This window comes from Variovorax sp. 01T432 (assembly GCF_056398605.1).
Genome location: NZ_JBFTPS010000005.1, coordinates 1 through 21,051 on the forward strand (window position 1 = coordinate 1; position 21,051 = coordinate 21,051).

Annotated in this window: 26 protein-coding genes and 1 tRNA gene; 14 read left to right on the top strand and 13 right to left on the bottom strand. The window is 65.4% G+C overall.

Annotated features, from left to right (window positions below; all coding sequences use genetic code 11):
• Nucleotides 1–213: 213 nt before the first annotated feature.
• Genes queF through yaaA form a run of 4 tightly spaced genes read right to left on the bottom strand, consistent with a single transcriptional unit; the run spans nucleotide 214 to nucleotide 3,613 of the window.
• The gene (gene queF, locus AC1DNF_RS04975) at nucleotides 214–1,071 is read right to left on the bottom strand and encodes an NADPH-dependent 7-cyano-7-deazaguanine reductase QueF (protein ID WP_478147446.1); all 858 of its coding nucleotides are present in this window, start codon (nucleotides 1,069–1,071) and stop codon (nucleotides 214–216) included.
• On the bottom strand, nucleotides 1,068–1,964 hold the full coding sequence (locus AC1DNF_RS04980) for an alpha/beta fold hydrolase (RefSeq protein ID WP_478147447.1): 897 nt from the start codon (nucleotides 1,962–1,964) through the stop codon (nucleotides 1,068–1,070). The genes queF and AC1DNF_RS04980 overlap by 4 nt, the downstream gene beginning before the upstream one ends.
• A gap of 21 nt (nucleotides 1,965–1,985) precedes the next feature.
• Nucleotides 1,986–2,831, bottom strand: coding sequence for a 2OG-Fe(II) oxygenase (locus tag AC1DNF_RS04985; protein ID WP_478147448.1), 846 nt, complete (start codon nucleotides 2,829–2,831; stop codon nucleotides 1,986–1,988).
• Nucleotides 2,828–3,613 carry a peroxide stress protein YaaA gene (gene yaaA / locus AC1DNF_RS04990; protein WP_478147449.1) on the bottom strand — a complete coding sequence of 262 codons (786 nt, stop codon included), beginning with the start codon at nucleotides 3,611–3,613 and terminating at the stop codon, nucleotides 2,828–2,830. Before yaaA ends, AC1DNF_RS04985 begins: the two co-directional genes overlap by 4 nt.
• Before the next feature lie 131 nt (nucleotides 3,614–3,744).
• Here yaaA and AC1DNF_RS04995 point away from each other — a divergent pair, with 131 nt between their 5' ends.
• A complete protein-coding gene (locus tag AC1DNF_RS04995; protein ID WP_478147778.1) occupies nucleotides 3,745–6,615 on the top strand; it encodes a valine--tRNA ligase in 2,871 nt (956 codons plus the stop codon).
• Between the two features lie 101 nt (nucleotides 6,616–6,716).
• The gene (gene galU, locus AC1DNF_RS05000) at nucleotides 6,717–7,607 is read left to right on the top strand and encodes a UTP--glucose-1-phosphate uridylyltransferase GalU (protein ID WP_478147450.1); all 891 of its coding nucleotides are present in this window, start codon (nucleotides 6,717–6,719) and stop codon (nucleotides 7,605–7,607) included.
• Here galU and AC1DNF_RS05005 read toward each other — a convergent pair.
• The 4 genes from AC1DNF_RS05005 to cysM form a co-directional block, all read right to left on the bottom strand.
• Nucleotides 7,588–8,610 (bottom strand): SGNH/GDSL hydrolase family protein, encoded by a 1,023-nt coding sequence (locus tag AC1DNF_RS05005; protein WP_478147451.1) that lies wholly within the window; start codon nucleotides 8,608–8,610, stop codon nucleotides 7,588–7,590. The genes galU and AC1DNF_RS05005 overlap by 20 nt on opposite strands.
• Before the next feature lie 101 nt (nucleotides 8,611–8,711).
• Nucleotides 8,712–8,939, bottom strand: a complete 228-nt coding sequence (locus AC1DNF_RS05010) for a sulfurtransferase TusA family protein (protein ID WP_478147452.1) — start codon at nucleotides 8,937–8,939, stop codon at nucleotides 8,712–8,714.
• Between the two features lie 57 nt (nucleotides 8,940–8,996).
• Nucleotides 8,997–9,524: an NUDIX domain-containing protein gene (locus tag AC1DNF_RS05015; protein WP_478147453.1), complete on the bottom strand. Its 528-nt coding sequence runs from the start codon at nucleotides 9,522–9,524 to the stop codon at nucleotides 8,997–8,999.
• A 20-nt stretch (nucleotides 9,525–9,544) separates the two neighbouring features.
• On the bottom strand, nucleotides 9,545–10,447 hold the full coding sequence (cysM, locus tag AC1DNF_RS05020) for a cysteine synthase CysM (RefSeq protein ID WP_478147454.1): 903 nt from the start codon (nucleotides 10,445–10,447) through the stop codon (nucleotides 9,545–9,547).
• Nucleotides 10,448–10,488: 41 nt separating this feature from the next.
• Between cysM and AC1DNF_RS05025 the strand changes: the two genes are divergently transcribed.
• Nucleotides 10,489–10,573: transfer RNA gene (locus tag AC1DNF_RS05025), tRNA-Leu, on the top strand.
• Nucleotides 10,574–10,656: 83 nt separating this feature from the next.
• Here AC1DNF_RS05025 and AC1DNF_RS05030 read toward each other — a convergent pair.
• Nucleotides 10,657–11,058, bottom strand: a complete 402-nt coding sequence (locus AC1DNF_RS05030) for a hypothetical protein (protein WP_478147455.1) — start codon at nucleotides 11,056–11,058, stop codon at nucleotides 10,657–10,659.
• A gap of 204 nt (nucleotides 11,059–11,262) precedes the next feature.
• Complete coding sequence (locus AC1DNF_RS05035) at nucleotides 11,263–11,799, bottom strand: carboxymuconolactone decarboxylase family protein (RefSeq protein ID WP_478147456.1); 537 nt, start codon at nucleotides 11,797–11,799, stop codon at nucleotides 11,263–11,265.
• Between the two features lie 128 nt (nucleotides 11,800–11,927).
• On the opposite strand from AC1DNF_RS05035, the gene AC1DNF_RS05040 reads away from it, so the two are divergent.
• The gene (locus tag AC1DNF_RS05040) at nucleotides 11,928–12,878 is read left to right on the top strand and encodes a cupin domain-containing protein (protein ID WP_478147457.1); all 951 of its coding nucleotides are present in this window, start codon (nucleotides 11,928–11,930) and stop codon (nucleotides 12,876–12,878) included.
• Between the two features lie 2 nt (nucleotides 12,879–12,880).
• Here the strand turns inward: AC1DNF_RS05040 and AC1DNF_RS05045 are convergent, their stop codons facing one another.
• The gene (locus tag AC1DNF_RS05045) at nucleotides 12,881–13,765 is read right to left on the bottom strand and encodes an NUDIX hydrolase (protein ID WP_478147458.1); all 885 of its coding nucleotides are present in this window, start codon (nucleotides 13,763–13,765) and stop codon (nucleotides 12,881–12,883) included.
• A 248-nt stretch (nucleotides 13,766–14,013) separates the two neighbouring features.
• On the opposite strand from AC1DNF_RS05045, the gene AC1DNF_RS05050 reads away from it, so the two are divergent.
• Both AC1DNF_RS05050 and AC1DNF_RS05055 read left to right on the top strand, forming a co-directional pair.
• On the top strand, nucleotides 14,014–14,193 hold the full coding sequence (locus tag AC1DNF_RS05050; RefSeq protein WP_478147459.1) for a DUF3606 domain-containing protein: 180 nt from the start codon (nucleotides 14,014–14,016) through the stop codon (nucleotides 14,191–14,193).
• A complete protein-coding gene (locus AC1DNF_RS05055; protein WP_478147460.1) occupies nucleotides 14,190–14,525 on the top strand; it encodes a hypothetical protein in 336 nt (111 codons plus the stop codon). Before AC1DNF_RS05050 ends, AC1DNF_RS05055 begins: the two co-directional genes overlap by 4 nt.
• On the opposite strand, the gene AC1DNF_RS05060 is transcribed toward AC1DNF_RS05055, so the two are convergent.
• Complete coding sequence (locus AC1DNF_RS05060) at nucleotides 14,482–14,784, bottom strand: hypothetical protein (RefSeq protein WP_478147461.1); 303 nt, start codon at nucleotides 14,782–14,784, stop codon at nucleotides 14,482–14,484. The genes AC1DNF_RS05055 and AC1DNF_RS05060 overlap by 44 nt on opposite strands.
• 236 nt (nucleotides 14,785–15,020) lie before the next feature.
• On the opposite strand from AC1DNF_RS05060, the gene AC1DNF_RS05065 reads away from it, so the two are divergent.
• A complete protein-coding gene (locus AC1DNF_RS05065; RefSeq protein ID WP_478147462.1) occupies nucleotides 15,021–15,476 on the top strand; it encodes a hypothetical protein in 456 nt (151 codons plus the stop codon).
• A gap of 21 nt (nucleotides 15,477–15,497) precedes the next feature.
• Here AC1DNF_RS05065 and AC1DNF_RS05070 read toward each other — a convergent pair whose 3' ends face one another.
• Entirely contained in the window at nucleotides 15,498–15,977 is a 480-nt protein-coding gene (locus AC1DNF_RS05070) for a hypothetical protein (protein ID WP_478147463.1), read from the bottom strand.
• Nucleotides 15,978–16,133: 156 nt separating this feature from the next.
• Between AC1DNF_RS05070 and AC1DNF_RS05075 the strand changes: the two genes are divergently transcribed.
• From AC1DNF_RS05075 to AC1DNF_RS05105, 7 genes are all read left to right on the top strand, one after another.
• The gene (locus AC1DNF_RS05075; protein ID WP_478147464.1) at nucleotides 16,134–16,286 is read left to right on the top strand and encodes a hypothetical protein; all 153 of its coding nucleotides are present in this window, start codon (nucleotides 16,134–16,136) and stop codon (nucleotides 16,284–16,286) included.
• A gap of 24 nt (nucleotides 16,287–16,310) precedes the next feature.
• Nucleotides 16,311–16,466: a hypothetical protein gene (locus AC1DNF_RS05080; RefSeq protein ID WP_478147465.1), complete on the top strand. Its 156-nt coding sequence runs from the start codon at nucleotides 16,311–16,313 to the stop codon at nucleotides 16,464–16,466.
• Between the two features lie 222 nt (nucleotides 16,467–16,688).
• Complete coding sequence (locus tag AC1DNF_RS05085) at nucleotides 16,689–17,714, top strand: sigma-54 interaction domain-containing protein (RefSeq protein ID WP_478147466.1); 1,026 nt, start codon at nucleotides 16,689–16,691, stop codon at nucleotides 17,712–17,714.
• Nucleotides 17,715–17,903: 189 nt separating this feature from the next.
• The gene (locus AC1DNF_RS05090) at nucleotides 17,904–18,161 is read left to right on the top strand and encodes a hypothetical protein (RefSeq protein ID WP_478147467.1); all 258 of its coding nucleotides are present in this window, start codon (nucleotides 17,904–17,906) and stop codon (nucleotides 18,159–18,161) included.
• Nucleotides 18,162–18,224: 63 nt separating this feature from the next.
• Nucleotides 18,225–19,748 (top strand): phage tail sheath family protein, encoded by a 1,524-nt coding sequence (locus AC1DNF_RS05095; protein WP_478147468.1) that lies wholly within the window; start codon nucleotides 18,225–18,227, stop codon nucleotides 19,746–19,748.
• Between the two features lie 18 nt (nucleotides 19,749–19,766).
• Complete coding sequence (locus tag AC1DNF_RS05100; RefSeq protein ID WP_478147469.1) at nucleotides 19,767–20,291, top strand: phage tail protein; 525 nt, start codon at nucleotides 19,767–19,769, stop codon at nucleotides 20,289–20,291.
• 18 nt (nucleotides 20,292–20,309) lie between these two features.
• Complete coding sequence (locus AC1DNF_RS05105) at nucleotides 20,310–21,041, top strand: hypothetical protein (RefSeq protein ID WP_478147470.1); 732 nt, start codon at nucleotides 20,310–20,312, stop codon at nucleotides 21,039–21,041.
• The last annotated feature ends 10 nt before the right edge of the window (nucleotides 21,042–21,051 follow it).

The window sequence follows — 21,051 nt, forward strand, 5'->3', positions numbered from 1 at the left end:
AACCCCTTCGGGGTCCGGCGCTGCTCGTCTTGAGCGGAGCCTTCGATTATGACACGGTTTTTAAACCCCATCAACTTCGAACCGCTAACTTTTTTGACCTCGCCTGCCACTTCCTCAAGAAGCAACGCCGGGGCCGTTTTCAGCGGAGCTTTCGATTATGCCTGGTTTTTTTAACGCCAGTCAATGATCGCCGACTTTTTCTCGGCCGCAGCCCTACTGGCGCGCCGTACGCGTGTTGACGGGCAGTCCCTGTGGCCAGCTTGCTCTGAATGGGTTGATGTCGAGGCCGCCCCTGCGCGTGTAGCGCGCGTACACAGCAAGCTTGGTGGGTCGGCAGCGGCGCCAGATGTCGATGAATATGCGCTCAACACAGGGCTCATGGAACTCATTGTGGTTGCGAAAGCTCACGATGTAAGCAAGGAGCCCGGCCTGATCGATCGGTGGCCCGCTGTAGCGGATTTGAACGCTCCCCCAGTCAGGTTGCCCGGTCACAAGGCAATTGCTCTTCAGCAGGCGACTCGTCAGCGTCTCTGTGACGGGAACCTGAGCCGCATCGCTGGCGAGAAGCTCGGGAGCCGGCTGGTACTGGGTGCATTCGATATCGAGACGATCCAGATCGAGGCCATCGAGTTCATGGACGAGTTCTCGATCGAACACGTCCGGCCCCAACAGCCTCACCCCCACGCTGCCGGCGCCTTCGCCGCCGCGCCACACGGCCTCGCTCAGATCGGCTCGCAGGCGCTCCCGCACGGCGTCGGCGTCGACGAACACCGTGCTGTTGAAGCTGTTGAGGTAGAGCTTGAAAGACTTGCTCTCAATGATGTTGGGCGTCTCGCAAGGCACGGTGAAATGCGCGATCGCAAGTTGCGGCTTGCCTCTAGCATTGAGCCAGCTGAGTTCGAAGGCCGTCCAGAGATCAGCGCCGAAGAACGGCAGCGCGCGGGCCGCGATGCCCATTGCCTCGCGCTGGGTCGCCCGCGGAATCGGGAACAGCAATCCGGCGTCATAGTGATCCACATAGGCGGCACTACGGCCCAATTGAGACTGCTCTGGCGTGTTATCTAGGCTCATGCACTTCTTTTCTCTGCTGCCTGCAGAAACGGAACAATGTCCTGCAAGAGGATTTCGACGACCCGCGGCGGCAGGTCATGACCCATGCCCGCTACCGCAACGAAACGCGCATCGGGAATGCGGCGCGCGGTATCTTCGCCACAGGCGACAGGCACCAAGGGATCGGCGTCGCCGTGCAGCACGAGCGCAGGAGCGGCGATTCGCGAGAGCAGGGCTTCCCGACCGGCATCGGCGCCGATAGCCAGCATCTGCCGCACAACGCCGGCCGGGCGATAGGCTCGCCGCAGTCCGCGCGCAATTCGATCGGTCAGCGCCCTTTCGTCCTGAGGGTATGCCGGGCTGGAGATCATTCGGACCAGCCCCAGACTGTGCGCGATCAGCGCCGCCTCGGTCCGCCCGGCGGGGCGTCGCATGAGCGCGGCGGCCACGTCGGCACGCGGGCCCGGAAGATTGCGGGCGCCGCTCGAACTCATGATGCTGACCAGACTGCTCATCCGCGCCGGGGCGCTTGCAGCCAGCCGCTGGGCGATCATTCCCCCCATCGACGCGCCGATGACATGCGCACGCCGGATCTTCAGCGCATCAAGCACACCAAGCGCATCATTGGCCATGTCTTGCAGGGTATAGACCGACCGAACGGGCAAGCCGATGCGCTGCCGCATGCCCTGCCAGATCAAGTTGCCAGTGCCGGCTTCATCGAAACCCTGGCTCAAGCCGACATCGCGATTGTCGTGCCGCACCACCCGGAATCCGGCATCGATCAACGACTGCACGAAGTCGGCGGGCCACGCGATCAATTGCATGCCGAGGCCCATGATGAGAAGAACAACGGGAAGGCCTTCGCCGCCGCTGTCTTCGACTTCGATCTGGATGCCGTTGGCCGTGAGTTTCATTGCGTCGCCGCCAGTGAGTTGTCAGATGAATTCGCGCTCGCGCAACCACTTGGTGGCGACCCACTTCTCGCCCACAATGACCGGCGCGCCGCCGTGCAGCGTTCGCGTCGCCGGGTCGGGTCGGTCGTAGCTGAAGAAGACGCCGGTGCCGCGCTTGGGCGCAACTTCGAGCCCGACGTCTGGAAAGGTAGTACCACCGCCCTGCGCCGGCTCCTGCAGGTACATCACGAGCGTCGCCACGCGCTGCCCGCCGCGCCGCAGGATCGTCGGGGTCCCAGGTTCGCCGGGATCGAAGTAGTCATAGTGCGGCCGATACTGGGCGCCAGGCGAATAGCGCAGGATCTGCAAGCCCTCGCCGAACTCGAGCGGCCATCGCAGCAGCGACGCGATGCGTTGCTCCAGCCGGGCGACAACCGGGTTCTCGCCGCGCTCGAAGAACATGCCATCACTGGTTCGATCGACATTGAGCGCCTCGCCGCCAGTCTGCGTCTCGACCGTGAGTGAGCGCGCAAGCCGCAGCCGCGCCGCGGCGATCAAGGCTTCGCATTCCTCGTCCGACACCAGATCACCGAACACTATGACGCGCGGATGCTGCATCGTCTGGAGCACCTGGACGCGGCGATCCCCGGCGTCGATATAGAGCGGAGAGGCAGACAGGTCCGGCCCGGGCATCCTGGTGCGCGGAGGAATGACGGCTGCCGCGCCCGCCGCCTGCGCCTCGACCTCGGCCAACACCGCGTCCGCAACCTCGCCGTTCCAGCCCGCGTCGCGCATCGAGGCGCGCAGGGCCTGCGCTGAATGACCAGCGGCAAGCTGGGCCACGACCCATTCCCGCAACTCCGGGCTGAGCGACTGGCCGTGGCTCATGCTGCCGCCCGCCGAAAAACGAGGCGCTCGGCCCTGGATGCACTTGCATCGAAGCCGTAACCCTCCAGGTCGAACTTCTCCAGCGCCTTGGGCGTCGCCGCCCTGTGCAGCACTGCCCAGCGCGCCATCAGTCCGCGCGCGCGCTTGGCGAAGAAGCTCACGATCTTGTAGCGGCCACCCTTCCATTCCTCGAACACGCACTCGACCACCCGCGCCTTCAGCACTTTCAGGTCGACGGACTTGAAGTACTCCTGGGACGCCAAGTTGATGACCACCGGCGAGCTGTCCGCAGCCAGTCGCCCGTTGAGGTGCTCCGCGATGCGCGATCCCCAGAACGCATAGAGATCCTTGCCATGGCGGTTGGCCAGCTTCGTCCCCATTTCGAGCCGATAGGGCTGAAGGCGGTCGAGCGGCCGCAGCACCCCATAGAGCCCGCTCAGGATGCAGACATGGTCCTGCGCCCAAGCCAGTTGCTCGACGTTCAGCGACTTCGCGTCCAGCCCACCATAGACGTCGCCATCGAAGGCCAGCGCTGCCTGCTTCGCGTTCTTCTCGGTTCCCTTGGAAGCCCAGATCGCATACCGCGCCACGTTGAGCGCGGACAGTTTGTCGGACAAGTGCATGAGTTCGGCGACCTCCTGCGGCGATTTTGCGCGCAGCAGCCGGATGAGTTCGGCTGCCGGGCCCCTTGGCCCTTCGAAATGCGCTTGTGTCGCGGGCAGCGCCTGCGGCGCCGGTGTATCGTAGTCGAGCGATTTGGCGGGGGACAGAAGAAAAAGCATCGCGGAATTATCTGCGGGCCTGGCAAGCCCCTGCGAGGGGATTGGAGTATGCGATCCACAGTCGAATAAAATGCCCCAACTTCCACCCCACAAGCGGCATCCTGCGGGATGCCGCTCGTCTTTGTACCGCCATGAGCGACACCTTGCCCCAACCTGGCCTCGAAAGCCTTTCCAAATCCTTCGAACCCGCTGCCATCGAGGCGCATTGGGGGCCCGAATGGGAGCGGCGCGGCTATTCGGTCGCGGGCTTCCGCGGCGCGCAGCAACCCAAGGAGGGCGCGCCCTCCTTCGCCATCCAGCTGCCACCGCCGAACGTGACCGGTACGCTGCACATGGGCCATGCGTTCAACCAGACGATCATGGACAGCCTCACCCGCTATCACCGCATGAAGGGCGACAACACGTTGTGGCTGCCGGGCACCGACCATGCCGGCATCGCGACACAGATCGTGGTCGAGCGCCAGCTGCAGGAGCAGAAAGTCAGCCGCCACGATCTGGGCCGCAAGAACTTCGTCGCCCGCGTCTGGGAGTGGAAGGAAAAATCGGGCAACACGATCACCAGCCAGATGCGCCGAATGGGCGACACCGTGGACTGGAGCCGCGAGTACTTCACCATGGATGAGAGGCTCTCGAAGGTCGTGACCCGGACTTTCGTGCAGCTCTACGAAGAAGGCCTGATCTACCGCGGCAAACGCCTGGTGAACTGGGACCCGGTGTTCAAGACGGCGGTGAGCGACCTCGAAGTCGAGAGCGAGGAGGAAGACGGCTTTCTCTGGCACATCGCCTATCTCCTGGAAGACGGATCGGGCTCGCTCACGGTGGCGACGACCCGTCCCGAAACCATGCTGGGCGACGTCGCGCTCATGGTCCACCCCGAGGACGAGCGCTACAGGCATCTCATCGGCCACCGGGTGAAGCTGCCGCTGGTCGACCGGCTGATTCCGGTGATTGCCGACGACTACGTCGACAAGGAGTTCGGCACAGGGGTGGTCAAGGTCACGCCTGCGCATGACCACAACGACTATGCCGTCGGCCAGCGCCATGGCCTCCAGATCATCGGCGTGCTGACGCTCGACGCGACGATCAACGACAACGCGCCAGAGAAATACCGCGGGCTCGACCGCTTTGTCGCGCGCAAGGCCGTGGTCGCCGATCTGGAGGCGCTCGGCCTGCTCGTCGACACAAAGAAGCACAAGCTCATGGTGCCGCGCTGCACGCGCACCGGCGCCGTGATCGAGCCCATGCTGACGGACCAGTGGTTCGTTGCGATGACCAAGCCCGATGCCGGCGGCCTGTCGATCGCGCAGAAGGCGATCGATGTCGTGCAATCGGGCGAAGTGAGCTTCGTGCCCGAGAACTGGGTCAACACCTACAACCAGTGGATGAACAACATCCAGGATTGGTGCATCAGCCGCCAGCTGTGGTGGGGCCACCAGATTCCCGCCTGGTACGACGAAGACGGAAAGGTCTACGTGGCGCGCGACGAGGCCGAGGCGCAGGCCAAGGCGCCCGGCAAGACGCTCACGCGTGACGAGGACGTGCTGGACACCTGGTATTCGTCCGCGCTCGTGCCCTTCTCGTCTCTGGGCTGGCCCGAGAAGACGCAGGATCTGGACCTCTACCTGCCTTCGAGCGTCCTGGTCACCGGCTACGACATCATCTTCTTCTGGGTCGCCCGGATGATCATGATGACCAAGCACTTCACCGGCCAGGTTCCCTTCCGGCATGTCTACATCCATGGCCTCGTGCGCGATTCTCACGGCAAGAAGATGAGCAAGTCCGAGGGCAACGTACTCGATCCCGTCGACCTGATCGACGGGATCGCGCTGCCCGAACTGCTGGACAAGCGGACGCAGGGGCTGCGCAAGCCGGAGACCGCGCCGGCCGTGCGCAAGAACACGCAGAAGGAATTTCCCGATGGCATCCCGGCCTTTGGCGCGGATGCCTTGCGCTTCACCTTTGCATCGCTCGCCTCGCTCGGACGCAGCATCAACTTCGACGCCAAACGCTGCGAGGGCTACCGCAATTTCTGCAACAAGCTGTGGAACGCCACGCGCTTCGTGTTGATGAACTGCGAAGGCCAGGATTGCGGCCTGCGGGAGCACACGAAGGAAGAATGCGCCGTCGGCGGCCCCGCCCACGGCTACCTGAAGTTCAGCCAGGCCGACCGCTGGATCACCTCCCAGCTGCAGCGCGTCGAAGCCGAAGTGGCGAAGGGTTTCGAGGAGTACCGCCTCGACAACGTCGCCAACGCGATTTACCAGTTCGCCTGGGACGAATTCTGCGACTGGTACCTCGAGATCGCGAAGGTGCAGATCCAGCAGGGCGAGGACGCGCAGAAGCGCGCCACCCGCCGCACCTTGATCCGCACGCTCGAGACCCTGTTGCGCCTCGCTCATCCGGTCGTTCCGTTCATCACGGAAGCGCTCTGGCAGAAGGTCGCGCCGGTCGCCGGCCGCGGGGGCGAGTCGGTGATGATCGCGGCCTACCCCAAGAGCCAGCCGGAAAAGATCGATGAAGCCGCCGAAGCCCATGTCGCCCGCCTCAAGTCCCTGGTCGACGCTTGTCGCACGCTGCGCGGCGAGATGAACGTCTCGCCGGCGACGCGCCTGCCGCTCTACGCTGTCGCCGACGACGCGGCGGGTAGCGCCTTCCTTCGCGATGCCGCACCGGTGCTGCAGGCGCTGGCCAAGCTCAAGGAAGTCAAGGTCTTCGACGAAGAGGCTGCGTGGGCCGCCGCGGCCGAGACGGCGCCCGTGGCGGTGGTTGGCAATGCCCGCATCTGCCTGCACATGGAAATCGACAAGACCGCAGAAAAAGTCCGCATCGGCAAGGAAATGGCGCGCATCGAGGGAGAAATCGTCAAGGTGAACGGCAAACTCGGCAACGAGGCCTTCGTCGCGAAGGCGCCGCCCGCGGTGATCGATCAGGAGCGCAAGCGGCTTGCCGACTTCAGTGCCACCCTCGACCGACTGCGCGACCAGCTTGTGCGCCTCGGCTGACAGACGGTCGATAGGCACGGCCTTTAGTATTCGAGGGCGGCGTTTCGCACACCGGCGCGCCCCGTTCATCCGATTCATCTTCAAGATCTGACGAAAAGCCCATGTCCATCTCTTCGACGCGCATTCGCAAGGCCGTGTTTCCCGTAGCTGGCTTTGGCACCCGTTTTCTGCCGGCCACGAAGGCTCAGCCCAAGGAAATGCTCCCGGTAGTGGACAAACCACTGATCCAGTACGCCGTCGAGGAGGCCTATGCCGCCGGCATCCGCGACATGATCTTCGTGACCGGCCGCAACAAGCGCGCGATCGAAGATCACTACGACACCGCCTATGAACTGGAAAGCCAGCTCGAGGCCAGCAATAAGACAGAACTCCTCGAGATCGCCCGCTCGGTGATGCCCGACGACATGACCTGCTCTTACGTGCGTCAACCGCGGATGCTGGGCTTGGGCCATGCAGTCCTGTGCGCGGAGCACCTGGTGGGCGAAGAACCCTTCGCCGTCCTGCTGGCGGACGACCTGATGGTGGGTCCGAAGGGTGGCGAACCGGTGCTGGCGCAGATGACACGCGTCTTCGCCAAACTCGGCAGTTCGCTGCTGGCCGTGCAGGAAGTTCCACTGGAACAGGTCAGGCGCTACGGCATCGTCGCGGGCGAGCCCGTCGAGGAGGGCCTGATCAAGGTAAACCGCATGGTCGAGAAGCCGAAGCCCGAAGACGCGCCCTCTCGTCTCGGCGTGGCCGGCCGCTACATCCTCACGCCTGGCGTCTTCGATGAGATCCGCAACCAGCCCAAGGGCGCCGGCGGCGAGATTCAGCTGACCGACGGTATCGCCGCGCTCCTGAAGAAGGAAAGCGTCTACGCCTATGCCTACAAGGGCATTCGATACGACTGCGGCAGCAAGGAAGGCTTCCTGCAGGCCACTGTCGAACTCGCGCTGGCGCACCCGGAAGTCGGCGCCCAGTTCCGCAGCTACCTCAAGAGCCTGGAGCTCTGAGCGGATCTACCAGCGGATCGACGAAGCGCTCGACCTCCTCATCGCTGATCGGGGTCAAAGGCAGATCGAAGGCCTCGCGCAGTCGCGCCACCAGTGACTGCGCCCACAACGCGTTCCATACCAGACCTGCATGGTGATCCGCCAGAAGTGAATTCCGCGGGTCGTCGCCCGCCGTGTTCGTTACGCGGAGCGTCGGCCCGATGGCTACCGTCTTGTAAATCGGCTTGCCGTCGGCGCTGCGCGCGCCCCACAGCGACTTGAACCACGCGTCATCGTCGAAGAAGGCCACGCGCGGATTGCCGGATGCCACTCGACGCAGCGCCGCGTTGAAGCCGTCGAGCGCAATCGCTATGTTCGCTGTATCGGACGCCGACTGGTAGCGGTCGAAATTCTCCGGATCGTCTGCCTCGTTGGCGATGCCCGCGACCAGGATGCGGGTCGACGGATGCGACGCATGGATCATTGCGATCGCCGCGCCGATCTCTCCAGCGCAGTACGCCGTGGCGGCGCGCAGTTCGGGCGCGGCAGGGTCTCGTGCCTGGATATCCAGCAGGCCTCCCCAGTCGTTGAGGCCGATGCGGATCACGACCACTCCGCGATTCCAGCGCTCGGGGTCTTCGTCCATCAGCGCAACGAGCCGGGGCGCCTGGCGAAAACGGCCACCCATGAGGTTCTTGCACGCGGCACCAGAATTCGCGAAGTTGTAGAGGTAGTCCTCTTTCCTCGGCGCCCGGCCGCCGGGCAAGCCCAGCCATTCGCGCGCCCGGGCCACGACGCCGGGCCGGCCCCATCGCACCCAGGGCCCGAGGTCCATTTCCCGTCCCCGCAGGCGCATGAGCACCTCCGTCCACTGGAATGTGCGAGAACGCAGCGCACCGCCACGCTCGGCCGAACCCGCAGGGGACCAGATGTAATCCTGGTAGGACTGGCTGTTCGAATCGCCGAGCACCGCGAGCGCGATCGCGGCGGCAGGTGGTCTTGGGTTGCCGGGGTCCGAAGACATTCCATCGCTCCACATCGTCAACGTGATGACCGCCGCCAACCCGCTCAGGGCGACAGCCACTACTGCAATGCGGAAGCTCCGCCTCATGATGCAAAACCGTATCAGCGGCGCCGAAGAACGTGAATGAAGTCGGTACCGATGGTTTGCTGCTCGACAAGGTCGTTGCCGGTCTGGCGCGCGAAAGCCTGGAAATCCCGCACCGAGCCGGCATCCGTCGACACCACCCTCAGCAATTGGCCGCTCTGCATTTCGTTGAGCGACTTCTTGGCCTTCAGGATGGGCAGCGGACAGTTGAGTCCGCGGGTGTCGAGTTCTTTGTGAATATGCATCGCGTGTCCTTGAAGCTTCTCGATTCTAGGCAGGTCCTTCGGCCCGCCGGGCGTACGTCATCTCGGCCGCGGCCACTCCATGAAACGGGGCTCGTGGCCGCGCGTGCGCAGCCAGTCGGCGAGCGCATAGCCGGTGCCCGCCGGCCAGCACCTGAGCGCCTCGAGGTCGTAGAGCCTGTAGTCGACCAGTTCGGGCGAAAGCTTCACCTCGCCGTCGGCCACCGCGTGGTAGGCAATGATCACCTGGTTCATTCGCTGGAAATCGTAGACGCCGACCAGGTTGAGGGTGCTCGCGTCGAGGTTGGTCTCTTCCTTGATCTCGCGGGCAATGCCTTCCTGCGGCGTCTCGCCGGCTTCCATGAAACCGGTGATCAGCGCGTACATGTTGTGTGTCCACGCGGCATTGCGCGCCAGCAGCACCTGGCCGCGGTATTCGATGATCGCGGCCAGCACGGGCGTCGGGTTGTTCCAGTGGGTCCATCCGCAGGATGGGCAGCGCACGCGCGACTTCAGCCCACCGTCTTCAGGCCGTTCGATATGGGCCAGCGGCGTCGCGCAGACCATGCAGAACTTGGGGTCGGTCATCGGTTCGAGCTCTCGGGGCCTCAGGCGGGGAACACGCCGGTCGACAGATAGCGGTCGCCGCGGTCGCACACCACGAAGACGATCGTCGCGTTCTCGACCGTCTTGGCGATCTCCAGCGCCACCCACAGTGCGCCGGCAGCCGAGATGCCGGCAAAGATGCCCTCCTCGCGCGCCAGCCGCCGGCACAATTCCTCGGCGTTGTCCTGGCTCACGTTGACGATCTGGTCGACATGGCGAGGGTCGTAGATCTTGGGCAGATACTCCTGCGGCCACTTGCGAATACCCGGGATGCGCGCGCCCTCTTCGGGCTGGGCGCCCACAATGCGTACCGACGCGTTCTTTTCCTTGAGGAACTGCGACACCCCGGTGATGGTGCCCGTCGTTCCCATCGCGCTCACGAAGTGCGTGATGCGGCCTCCGGTGTCGGCCCAGATCTCGGGGCCCGTGGTTTCGTAGTGGATGCGCGGGTTATCGGGGTTGGCGAACTGGTCGAGTACGCGGCCCTTGCCCTGCGCCACCATCTGGTCCGCCAGGTCGCGGGCGTACTCCATGCCGCCGCTCTTGGGCGTCAGCACGAGTTCGGCGCCGAAGGCCTTCATCGTCTGGGCCCGCTCGACCGAGAGGTCCTCCGGCATGATCAGCACCATGCGATAGCCCTTGATGGCGGCGGCCATCGCAAGCGCGATCCCGGTGTTGCCGGAGGTGGCTTCGATGAGCGTATCGCCCGGCTTGATCTCGCCGCGCTCCTCGGCGCGCTTGATCATCGAAAGGGCCGGACGGTCCTTGACGGAGCCGGCGGGGTTATTGCCTTCCAGCTTGCCAAGAATCACGTTCCCGCGCGGGGCGTTTGCAGCCGCATCGATGCGCTGCAGTGCGACCAGCGGCGTCTTGCCAATCGCGTCTTCGATCGTCGGATATTTCATGGAAGGCACTGTGCCATAATTTTGGGCTGCCTTCCCTTTGTGCCCGGGTGGTGAAATTGGTAGACGCAGGGGACTCAAAATCCCCCGCCGCAAGGCGTGCCGGTTCGATTCCGGCCCCGGGCACCATGGCGATCGAGCCATGAAAACAGAAGGTTGATCAGCAGCGACAGGATCCGCGAGGCCCGACGCGCCTCCGCTCTCCTTGCTCGCTAGTGCGGCATACCTCCTGTCACTGCGGCCATGCCCGTCGATTGGCCCGTCACCTCCGTACCGCTCGCATGCGCCGCGGCAACGGCGCCCTTGTACACCTCGTCCCGAGACAAGGACGAACTCATCATCGGTGCCCCGGTCGATTGCCCGACGGCCTCGGTGCCTTCCGGACGTGCGGCAGCGACGGCCCCCTTGTACACCTCGTCATCGGAGACCGACGAATTCATCGCGGGCGCGGCAGTCGACTGCCCGACCGCCTCCGTCCCGCTGGCATGCGCTGCGGAAACGGCGCCTTGGTAGACCCCTTCGCTGTATGAGTTCTGTGCGTTCGCGGCTACGGAGCCCAGTGCGGCAAGGGCGAAAAAACTGCCGAAGGCCAGGACTTTGAGAGAAGCTTGCATGAGAGAGACTCCTTTGTAGGGTTCCCCGCGCTGCACCATGCGGCCCGAAAGACCCGCTGTCACTCTAGATAGCCAGAATGAGCCAAAGCTGAGCGAATCCTGAGCATCCGCTGAGGGAGGCCATCCGCGAAACCCCTCCCTCGCCTTGGAAAAAGCCCGCATCGAACTGGCCTTTCAGATGAACCGCTCGATCCGGAATCGCCCTCAAACGACTGCGGGGAAGTCCAGTTCCGTGTCATTCACGCGGTTGATGAGGTTCGTGAAGGTGATCACGCTGATCGCGAGGATCGCCTCCACCACCTGTTGCTCCGTATAACCGGCGCCTCGCACGGCCTCAACCTCGGCTTGCGGCACCGTGCCGTGCGAAGTCACGAGCGTGCGGACGAAGCGCACCAGCGCATCTCGCTTTTCATTGCCAGTCGCGATGCCGCCGCGAATCTGCTTCATCGCCTCCGGCGACAGACCGGTCATCTTGCCGACCAGCGTATGTGCGGCCACGCAGTAATCGCAGCCACCGATTTCGCTGACCGCAAGCTTGATGGCCTCGACATCCGACTTCGCGAGACTGCCCGCCGCCAAGGCACCGTCGGCACCGAGGAGCGCCGCGAGCGCCGACGGGCTGTGCGTACCGACTGTGGCATAGGCATTCGGCACGCGGCCGACGGCCTTCTTGATGGCGGCGAAGAGATCTGCTGCAGGGCCGGTGGCCTTGTTGGGCTCGATCATGGAAAGACGTGACATGGTGAACTCCTGGTTGATGTTGAACAGGCCCTTCTTGCGGGCTGGTATTGACTGTATGCGTGAATTTTGAGTACGTTAATATTGAAAAATATCAAATCTATGCTTATTCGTCTCATACAAGGATCACCGTGGACTTGCTGAGCCGCCTTCTCTCGCTCCTGCCCGTGAGTGGCCGCCTCGACATCCGCTGCCACTTCGGTGCACCGTGGGAGATCGAGCAGGCAGAAGCCGGCGTGCACGAAATCGCGTATCACGTTTTGCTTCGCGGCCAGGCGACGGTCGAAGATGGCCATAGCGCCCCCGAGCAGCTTCAGGCCGGCGACATCGTGCTATTCCCGCGCCGCTCCCCGCATCGACTGCACGACAGCAGCGGACGCACGCCCCTGCCCGCGCAGAAGCGGGCCGGGGCGACGCTGGAGATTGCAGAGAACAGCGGCCAGGACGAGCCGGCGAATCTGTTATGCGGCCACTTCGTCCTTGGTGCCGCGCCCGACCGCCTTCTGCGCGACTTCCTGCCTCACCGCCTGATCGTGCACAGCCAGGTCGCGGGCGATTCCAGCGGCTCGACAAGGCTGGCCAGACTGGTCCAGCTGATGCGCGAAGAAGCGCTGGAGGAGCGCCCCGGTGCAGAAACGCTGGTGAGCCATCTGTCGGCCGCGCTCTTTGCACTGACGCTGCGCTTTGCCAGTGAAGCATCCGAGCCGCCGCGCGGGCTGCTTGCGCTGGCGCGACGGCCGCGCCTGCAACCCGCGGTCCTCGCCATGTTCGACGCGCCGGAGCGGCCCTGGAGCCTGCCGGAGCTCGCGGCCCTGTGCCACATGTCGCGCGCCACCTTCGTGCGTCATTTCGACGAGGCGTTCGGCCGCTCCGCAGCCGAGGTGCTGACCGAAGTCAGGATGACCCTGGCTGGGCGCAAGCTGCTGCAGAGCGACCTGCCCGTGGCCGACATAGGGGAGGCCGTGGGATATCGGTCCGAGGCGGCGTTTCAGCGGGCATTCAAGCGTCACCTCGACCTGACGCCCGCTCGCTGGCGCGCCGCTCATCGGCGTGCATCAACGCCAGGCGCAGTTCCCGGCTGAACTCAGCGCCACAGGTCCTCGAACCCACCCGGCGGCTCCAGCCGCTTGCCGCGAAGGATGAGGCGAAGGGGTCCGGGCATGACGCGCACGCGCTCCGGATGGACCTCGTCGCCGGGGTAGGCCGCCGCCCGCGCGCCCTCGAACTCGAAAGTGTGCGGCCGCACGACAAAGGGTGCGCGCCCCTGTGCCTCGGCAAACACTCCGGAAACGCTGGCATGTCGACCGAGATGCGCCAGGCTCATGATCTGGGGCGGAGCCAGGACGATCTCGCCGCGCCAGTACTTCTCCAACGCATCACGTGGGCGCAGCCAGACACTGTGCACGGCCTCGTGGTTGTCGTGACCGGCGAGCTGCCCGACTGGCGCCTCTGCCACGAAGAAGCGGGTGTCGAAGCGTTTTCCGTCCGACGTCAGCGACCGGGCGGGCGTGATCCAGCGCGACCATGGCCGAAGCGCATGCGTGTCCAGACGCAGCTCGAGCAGCCGCAGCACTTCATTGAACGCAATGCCCTCCGCAGCAAGCGTGAAGGCGCGACGCAGACCTTCTTGCGTCATCCCATGAGCGATCAGCAATCCGCATTCCTCGAAGACCTCGCGCACCGCGGCGACGTGGATCGCCGCCGCGGTCGTCTCGTCGATGCTGTCGTCATTCAGCAAGGCGTGCAAACGGGCGGGCTCCTGGTCGAGATGCACCGGGAAGTCGAGCCGGGAGTCGGCAGGGTCGACCTTGCCGCCCGGGAAGACGTAAGACCCCCCATGCACGTCGGACAGGCCGTGGCGCTGGATCAGGAAGACCTCCAGTCCCGCGGCGCCGTCCCGGCAGATAAGCACCGTGGCGGCCGCCCGGATCGGGGTCGGCGGCGTTCTGTCGATGCTGGCGACTTGCATTCTTCTTCCTTGCCTTGTTCAGACCTGTTCATTGATACCGCCGCGCGCCCGTGGCGCGGCTTCCGGCCGATGTGCTCGATCATCGATCGCTGCAATGATAGGGTTCACCAGCCCGATCACAGGGATGCGATGTTGACCGCACGCCCGATCTGCGGATGAGCAGAAATACGCCCTCCGCCTGGGGCCGACTCCTACAAGAGCTTCGGGCCAACGACATGTACCTTCTCCGGATATTCATGGAGATATCGATGCCAGACGACCTGAGCAAGCGCGGCCCGCAGGATCGGGCTCACATCAACGTCACCGAGGATCACGAGGTGCGCTACTGGACCGAGGCTCTCGGCATAACCGAAGAGGCCCTGCGCATTGCAGTCGCGGCCGCCGGCACTTCGGCCCAGGATGTCCGCGACCACCTCGGCCTCAAATGAACGATGCGAGCGCGATGATCGACGAGAGCGGCTTCGCCCCTTTCCGCTATCGCGGCTGGAGCTTCCTGTGCGGCGCGACCCGAGACGAAGATGGTCTGTTCTGGTCGATCACGATCTGCGAACTCGTGTCGCCCAGCGGCATGCCCTTTCTCCTGGTCAAGCCCACTCAACCGAGGCATGGCGAGGCCAGTGCCCGCGTCCAGGCTCAGGTCCAGGCGATGAAGTGGGTCGACGAGCGCACGGCGGCGCCGCATCTGCTCGTGCGGCAATCGCCACAACCCGCCGACGCTACGACGCCGAGACCCCCGAGAACGATTCCGAAGACGCGATGACGCGGTCGAGATGGCTTTGCAGGGCCCTCTCTACCAGCGCAAGTCTGGCGAAGCTCTGCAAGTCGGCGTCGGTCGGCCCCGTGCCCGTTCCATCAAGAAATTGCCGGAAGGCGTTGACGATCCGCTCTTGCGCCATCTCGCGCACCTGGGTCGACGTGCTTGCCGCAGCCCGCAGGGCCGCCACTTCGGCATTGAATGACACATCCATGAAGACTTCCCGTTTGCTGTTTCGCCCGGGAAGGATTCTTGTGACCTGCACTTCGCGCCGTGTAGGCCTCAAGCCCGATCGAAGGCCAGACTTGCTGCAGCGCGGAACCGACCATTTAGTTCTACATGCCTACACCAAGGCGCGGCGCGGCGATCCCGCATGCGGCGACGCATTTACTTTCGCCTCGTGGCGGATTTAACGGTCCTGTGGGATTGCCATGCGCCCCCACGCGCCCATCTCGGCGACGGGGGCCACACTTCGGGCTCCTCCAATGAACGGGGCAAGCAATGGAAATACCTGATCTGGATACGGTCAAGAAGGCCAGGACCGCCGTTGAACAGGTGATCGCCGGGCGCCACCTCGGGACCTCAGCAGTCCCCTATTTCGCGCCGACCGATCTGGGGGTCCTGCCTCCCTCGGTGCAGGAGGCCGAACAGAGGGTCCAGGAAGATACGGACTTCGGCAATCGCGTGCGCGCAGCCATTCACGAGAGCCTGACGGCGGCGGCGCAGGCGCTGAAAGTGAGCGAGGAACTCATGCGGGACTTCGTGTCCCTCGAACCCCATCAACGCCAGCGTGAACTCATGCGCTGCTCGGCAAACGCACGGGCCGCCAGCGAGGCGGCGGGACACGCAGCAGCCGTGCTCGCGGGAGATGAGGCACCGAAATCCGACTCGATGATGGAGATCAAGCGCCTGGGGTCCGCGATCTTCCAACGCTTCGGAAACCTGCCGAAGTCCTGACGACGCGCGGCGGCGAAGCGCTCAGGCGGGCACCCGCGTCTGCGGCGTCCACCACGCCCCGGTCCAATCGGCTTCGGGTATGACGGCCGGCAGCGATTCGGCGATGTCGAGCACGGTGTCGCGGTATTCGACCTCGAACCACTGCTGGAACATGTCCCATGTGCGATCCTGGGGCCAGTCCTCGGGGTTCTCGCAGTGGCGTTCGAGCATCTGCGAGAAGAAGCGCGGCCAGTGTTCGGGCACGACGCGCACGGTCTCGTGCGTGTTCATGGGATACGGGATGAGGAACGCGATGCTGCTGTGTTCCCGGGCGTACTTCAGGCTCGCATCCTTCTCACCGGGTCGCGTGCGCAGCCAGTCCACGAATGGTTGGCGGGGCAGCACCGCAATGATGCTCCGGCGCAAGGGCTTGAACTTGCCTTGCGCCTCCGACTGCCATGGCATCTGGTCGGCGGACAGTGCGTGGATGGGCGTGTTGGATTGTCCCAGGTCGGACTCCATCCATTCCGGCTTCTGCTCTGGCGCTGGCGATGGCGCAAGGAAGAACGGGGACAGGACTCGGCGCAATGATTCAGGGAGCATGAAGGATGGATCTGCGAAGTGGTTGGGCGGGCAATTCTGGATCGGAAGCGCCGAATTGAATCTGGAGAATTCTTGATGACCGAGGCGGTGTCCGTGGCCTTCAGCCAGGGCCGCCTGTCAGCCGGAGCCGACGGCCGCGCGCCGCCTGAATCCGGACAGGATGTCCGCACGCGGGATGACGACGGCGAGGGCTGCGCGCCGCTCGCGCGCACGTCTGCAATCGCCTAAAACTTCCAACATAGGAGGCACGCCATGGACAAGACCATTCCGGATTCGGCGGGCAACGGTTGGGGTTACGAGTGCTTCGGGCCGGGCGGCTCGGTCATCCTGACCTCCAACCAGGCCGAAGCACTTTTCTGGCATTCGCTCGGCTATGTGGTCCTCCACATTTCACACTGGGCACTTTAGGGAGTCATCGCCATGCTCATCTTGATGAAGACCGTGCCTTCCGCGCAGGACCCTCATATCGTGATGGCATGCATCCGTGCATGCATCTGGGCCGGCATCGAAGGCTGGCCGTTCTGTGTACTGAAGAACTAAGGCCATCGCGCAGTACGCCATCAGTGATATTGCGCTTCGTGGGGAGCCGGGTAGATTCGGCCTCCCATGTCGCCGCCAATCCCTCATGACGTGAAGCGCAGCTCGGAACAATGGCGGCGCCTCGATGAGGAGATCATCGGAGCCTCCCCCGCGCACGCGGCGATGGTGGCGCAACTCAAGCGCATCGCGGCCACCGAAGCGCCCGCGCTGATCGAGGGCGAGACCGGCTCCGGCAAGGAGCTCGCGGCCCGCGTCATCCACTACGGCGGCCTGCGCAGCGCCCGCCCCTTCGTTCCGGTCAATTGCGGCGCCCTTCCCGAAACACTCATCGAGTCCGAGCTCTTCGGCCATGAGCGCGGCGCCTTCACCGATGCCCGCCACGCGCGCACCGGCCTCGTCGCCGAGGCCGACGGCGGCACCCTCTTCCTCGACGAAGTCGACGCCCTGAGCAGCAAGGCGCAAGTGACACTGCTGCGCTTCCTTCAGGACCAGCGCTATCGTCCCCTGGGCACGGCACGCGAACTCAGCACCGACGTGCGCGTGGTGGCGGCATCGAACCGTCCGCTGGCGGCACTGGTCGAAGAAGGCGCATTCCGGGCCGACCTGATGTACCGCCTGAAGATCCTGCACCTGGTGCTTCCCCCGCTGCGCGAGCGCATCGGAGACATCCAGCTGCTCGCCGCGCACTTCATCCGGTGCTTCAGCACCAAGTACGGCCTGCCGGCGAAGACGCTTTCCGCGCAGACCCTCCAGTGGCTTTGCAGCCAGCCATGGCCGGGAAACATCCGCGAACTCGAGAACTGGGTGCACCGCGAATTCCTCATGGGCGGGGGCTACCCGGCGCAACAGCCGCAGCCCCGTGCCACGATGCCCGCCGCAGCCACCGCCGACTGCGACGACAGCGCCCTCATGCGCTTCCAGGTGGCGAAGGCCGAGGCGGTGCGCGTGTTCGAGCAGGACTATCTTCAGCGCGCCCTGCGCCAGGCCGATGGCAACGTGACACGCGCCGCGCAGATGGTCGGCAAGGAGAGGCGCGCCTTCGGCAAGCTGCTGAAGAAGCACGGCATCGAACGCGACGCGGCCCCCTGGGCCACGGATGCCCCGGTGGGTGAATAGCGACCCTCCCGCGGCTGCTTGCGCCGGGTCATCCTTGACCCATCTTCCTCCGGCATCCAACAGGGAAACCCAATGCCGGCACGGACTTGAGGCAGCCTTGCGCGCGCAAGCTCCGTTGGCACCGACCTTGCAAACAATGCAGGCGCAACGTGTTCGACGGGTCGACGCGGGCACTCCGCAGGAGTCCGTATGAAGCAAGCGGGTTCGCAGGCACAGGAGACGGTCTCGCGCCTCATCCTGGACTACCTGGGGGCGCATCCGCTCGCGGCTGACTCGGCCGAAGGCATCGGGCGCTGGTGGCTGGGCGCCTGCGGTGCCGCGGCCACGCCCGAGCAGGTCGAACGCGCGCTCGTCCACCTGGTCGAGGGCGGCCTGATGCGCCGTGTGAGCCTGGCGGACGGGACGGTGCTGTATGCGAGGGAGTCCAACGGGGTTCGTCGTTCCTGACAGGACGATGGGCCGCACCGCGAACCGCAAGAACCGCGCGCTGCGCGCAAGAAGGAGCACGGCATGCCATCGGCATTGACTTTTCCCGGCGTCTACATCGAAGAGGTATCGAGCGGCGTTCGCACGATCACCGGCGTGGCCACATCGATCACCGCCTTCGTCGGCCGTGCGCTGCGAGGGCCGGTCGACAACGATCCGCTCAAGCTCAGTCCCGTGCGCATCCACAGCTTCGCGGAGTACGGCCGCATCTTCGGCGGCCTGTGGACCGCGAGCCCGATGTCCTTCGCCGTCAGCCAGTACTTCCAGAACGGCGGCAGCGACGCGCTGATCGTGCGGGTGGTCGGCGCCAACACGGCCACCGCCTCGATCACCAACGCCGGCCTGACGCTCGCCGCGGCCAACCCCGGCTCATGGGGCGGCCTGGTGGAGGTCACCGTGACGGACGACGACGGATCCGGCGGCACTTTGCCGGCGCCTCTCTTCAACCTCACCGTGCATGACACCGACACCGATGTGCGCGAGGTGTACTTCGGCCTCTCCACCGACCCCGCGCACGCCCGCTACGTGGAGCGGGTGCTGCTGGGCAGCAGCCTCGTGCGCGCCACCGCCGTGCCCGTCCCCCCGGCCCGGCCGGCCCCGGCGGCCGCCACGCTGCTCACCGTCGCGGCCACGGCCGATGGCGATCCGGTCAGCGCCGCGCAGGTCACGGCGGCCGGCCTGGAGACCACGCGCCAGGGCATCTTCGCGCTGGAGCACGCCGACCTGTTCAACATCCTCGTCATCCCGCCCTTCGCGCCGGACGACGACGTCGACGCCGCCGACCTCGGCACCGCGCTCAGCTACTGCCGGCGCCGCCGCGCCATCCTGCTGGTCGATCCGCCCACGGCCGTGGACACCATCGCCGAGGCCGTCACGCATGCCAACGACGTCGGCCGCGACATCAACGCGGCCTTCTTCTTCCCGCGTGTGCGCGCGCCCAATCCCCTGCGCGAGAACCGCCTGGAGGAATTCGCGCCCAGCGGCGCGGTGGCCGGCGTCATGGCGCGCACCGACGCGACGCGCGGCGTGTGGAAGTCGGCCGCGGGCACCGAGGCGACGCTCACGGGCGTGAGCGCATTGACCGTCAAGCTCACGGACCTGGAGAACGGCGACCTCAACCCGATGGGCGTGAACTGCCTGCGCGACTTCCCCGTCTATGGACGCGTCGTATGGGGTTCGCGCACGCTTGCCGGCGCCGACCCGATCGCCTCGGAATGGAAATACCTCGCCGTGCGCCGCATGGCGCTGTTCCTCGAAGAGAGCCTCTACCGCGGCACGCAATGGGTGGTGTTCGAGCCCAACGACGAGCCGCTGTGGGCGCAGATCCGGCTCAACATCGGCGCCTTCATGCAGGGCCTGTTCCGCCAGGGCGCATTCCAGGGCCGTACGCCCAGGGAAGCCTACTTCGTCAAGTGCGACAGCGAGACCACCACACAGGCCGACATCAACCTCGGCATCGTCAACATCTTCGTCGGCTTCGCGCCGCTGAAGCCGGCCGAGTTCGTGGTGATCAAGCTGCAGCAGATCGCCGGCGACATCCCCACCTAACAGGACAGGAGCGACCCCATGGCCCAGTTTTCCGTCAATGCGCAGCGCTTCGACCCCTACAAGAATTTCAAGTTCAGGGTCAAGTGGGACGGTCGCTACGTCGCCGGCATCAGCAAGGTCTCGGCCCTCAAGAGGACCACCGAAGTGATCGAGTTCCGCGAGGGCGGCGACCCTTCCACCGGGCGCAAGTCCCCGGGGCGCACCAAGTACGACGCCATCACGCTGGAGCGCGGCGTCACGCACGACACCGAGTTCGAGAAGTGGGCCAACAAGGTGTGGAACTTCGGCTCCGGCCTGGGCGCCGAGGTATCGCTCAAGGACTTCCGCAAGGACCTCATCATCGAGGTCTACAACGAGGCCGGCCAGTTGGTCATCGCCTACAAGGTGTTCCGCGCCTGGGTCTCGGAATTCCAGGCCCTGCCCGATCTCGATGCCAACGCCAACGCGGTGGCGATCCAGCACCTGAAGCTGGAGAACGAGGGCTGGGAACGCGACCTCGATGTGACGGAGCCGAGCGAGCCCAGCTTCACCGAGCCGGCCTGAGCCCGGACTGGATGAAAGATGCGCGCAACGCCGCCATCGTCGGCCACCGAGCTGCTCGCGCTGTGGGACCGCGCGGCCGCGGCGGCCCCGGCATGGCGCGACGACGCCCTGCTCTCGGCGCTGCATGGCGACGAGCCACCGCGCTCGCTGGGCACGCGCAACGCGGCGCTGCTCGGCTTGCGCTCGCGCCTCTTCGGTCCGTCGCAATCGCTGCGCTGCGACTGCCCCCGTTGCGACGCGACCGCCGAGTTCACGATCGATTGCGATGCGCTCGCGCGCGAGCTGCAGCCCAAGGAGCCCACGGCCGGCATGCATCGACTGGATGCCGATGGCCATCGCGTCGAATTCCGCCTGCCCGACATCGATGACCTGCGTCGAGCCGCCGAGGCCCAAGCCTTCGTTCCCGCGCTCCTGCGCCTGTGCGTCACGCGCTGCGAGACGGACGAGGGCGAGGCTTGCGACCCGGCCGCCCTGCCGGCCAGAATCGCCGACGCCCTCTCGCGGCGCATGGAAGCACTGGAGCCCGGCGCCAGCGTGGTCTTCGAGCTCGCCTGCCCGGCATGCGGCGAGCGCTGGCCCGCCTCGATGGACGTCGGCCAGGTGCTGTGGACCGAACTGCAGGACGGCGCCGAGCGGCTCGTGCTCGATGTCGACGCCCTCGCGCGGAGCTACGGCTGGAGCGAGGACCAGGTGCTCGCGCTGAGCCCGACGCGGCGCGCGGCCTATCTGCAACTCGTAGGCGCGACATGACGAGCGCGGC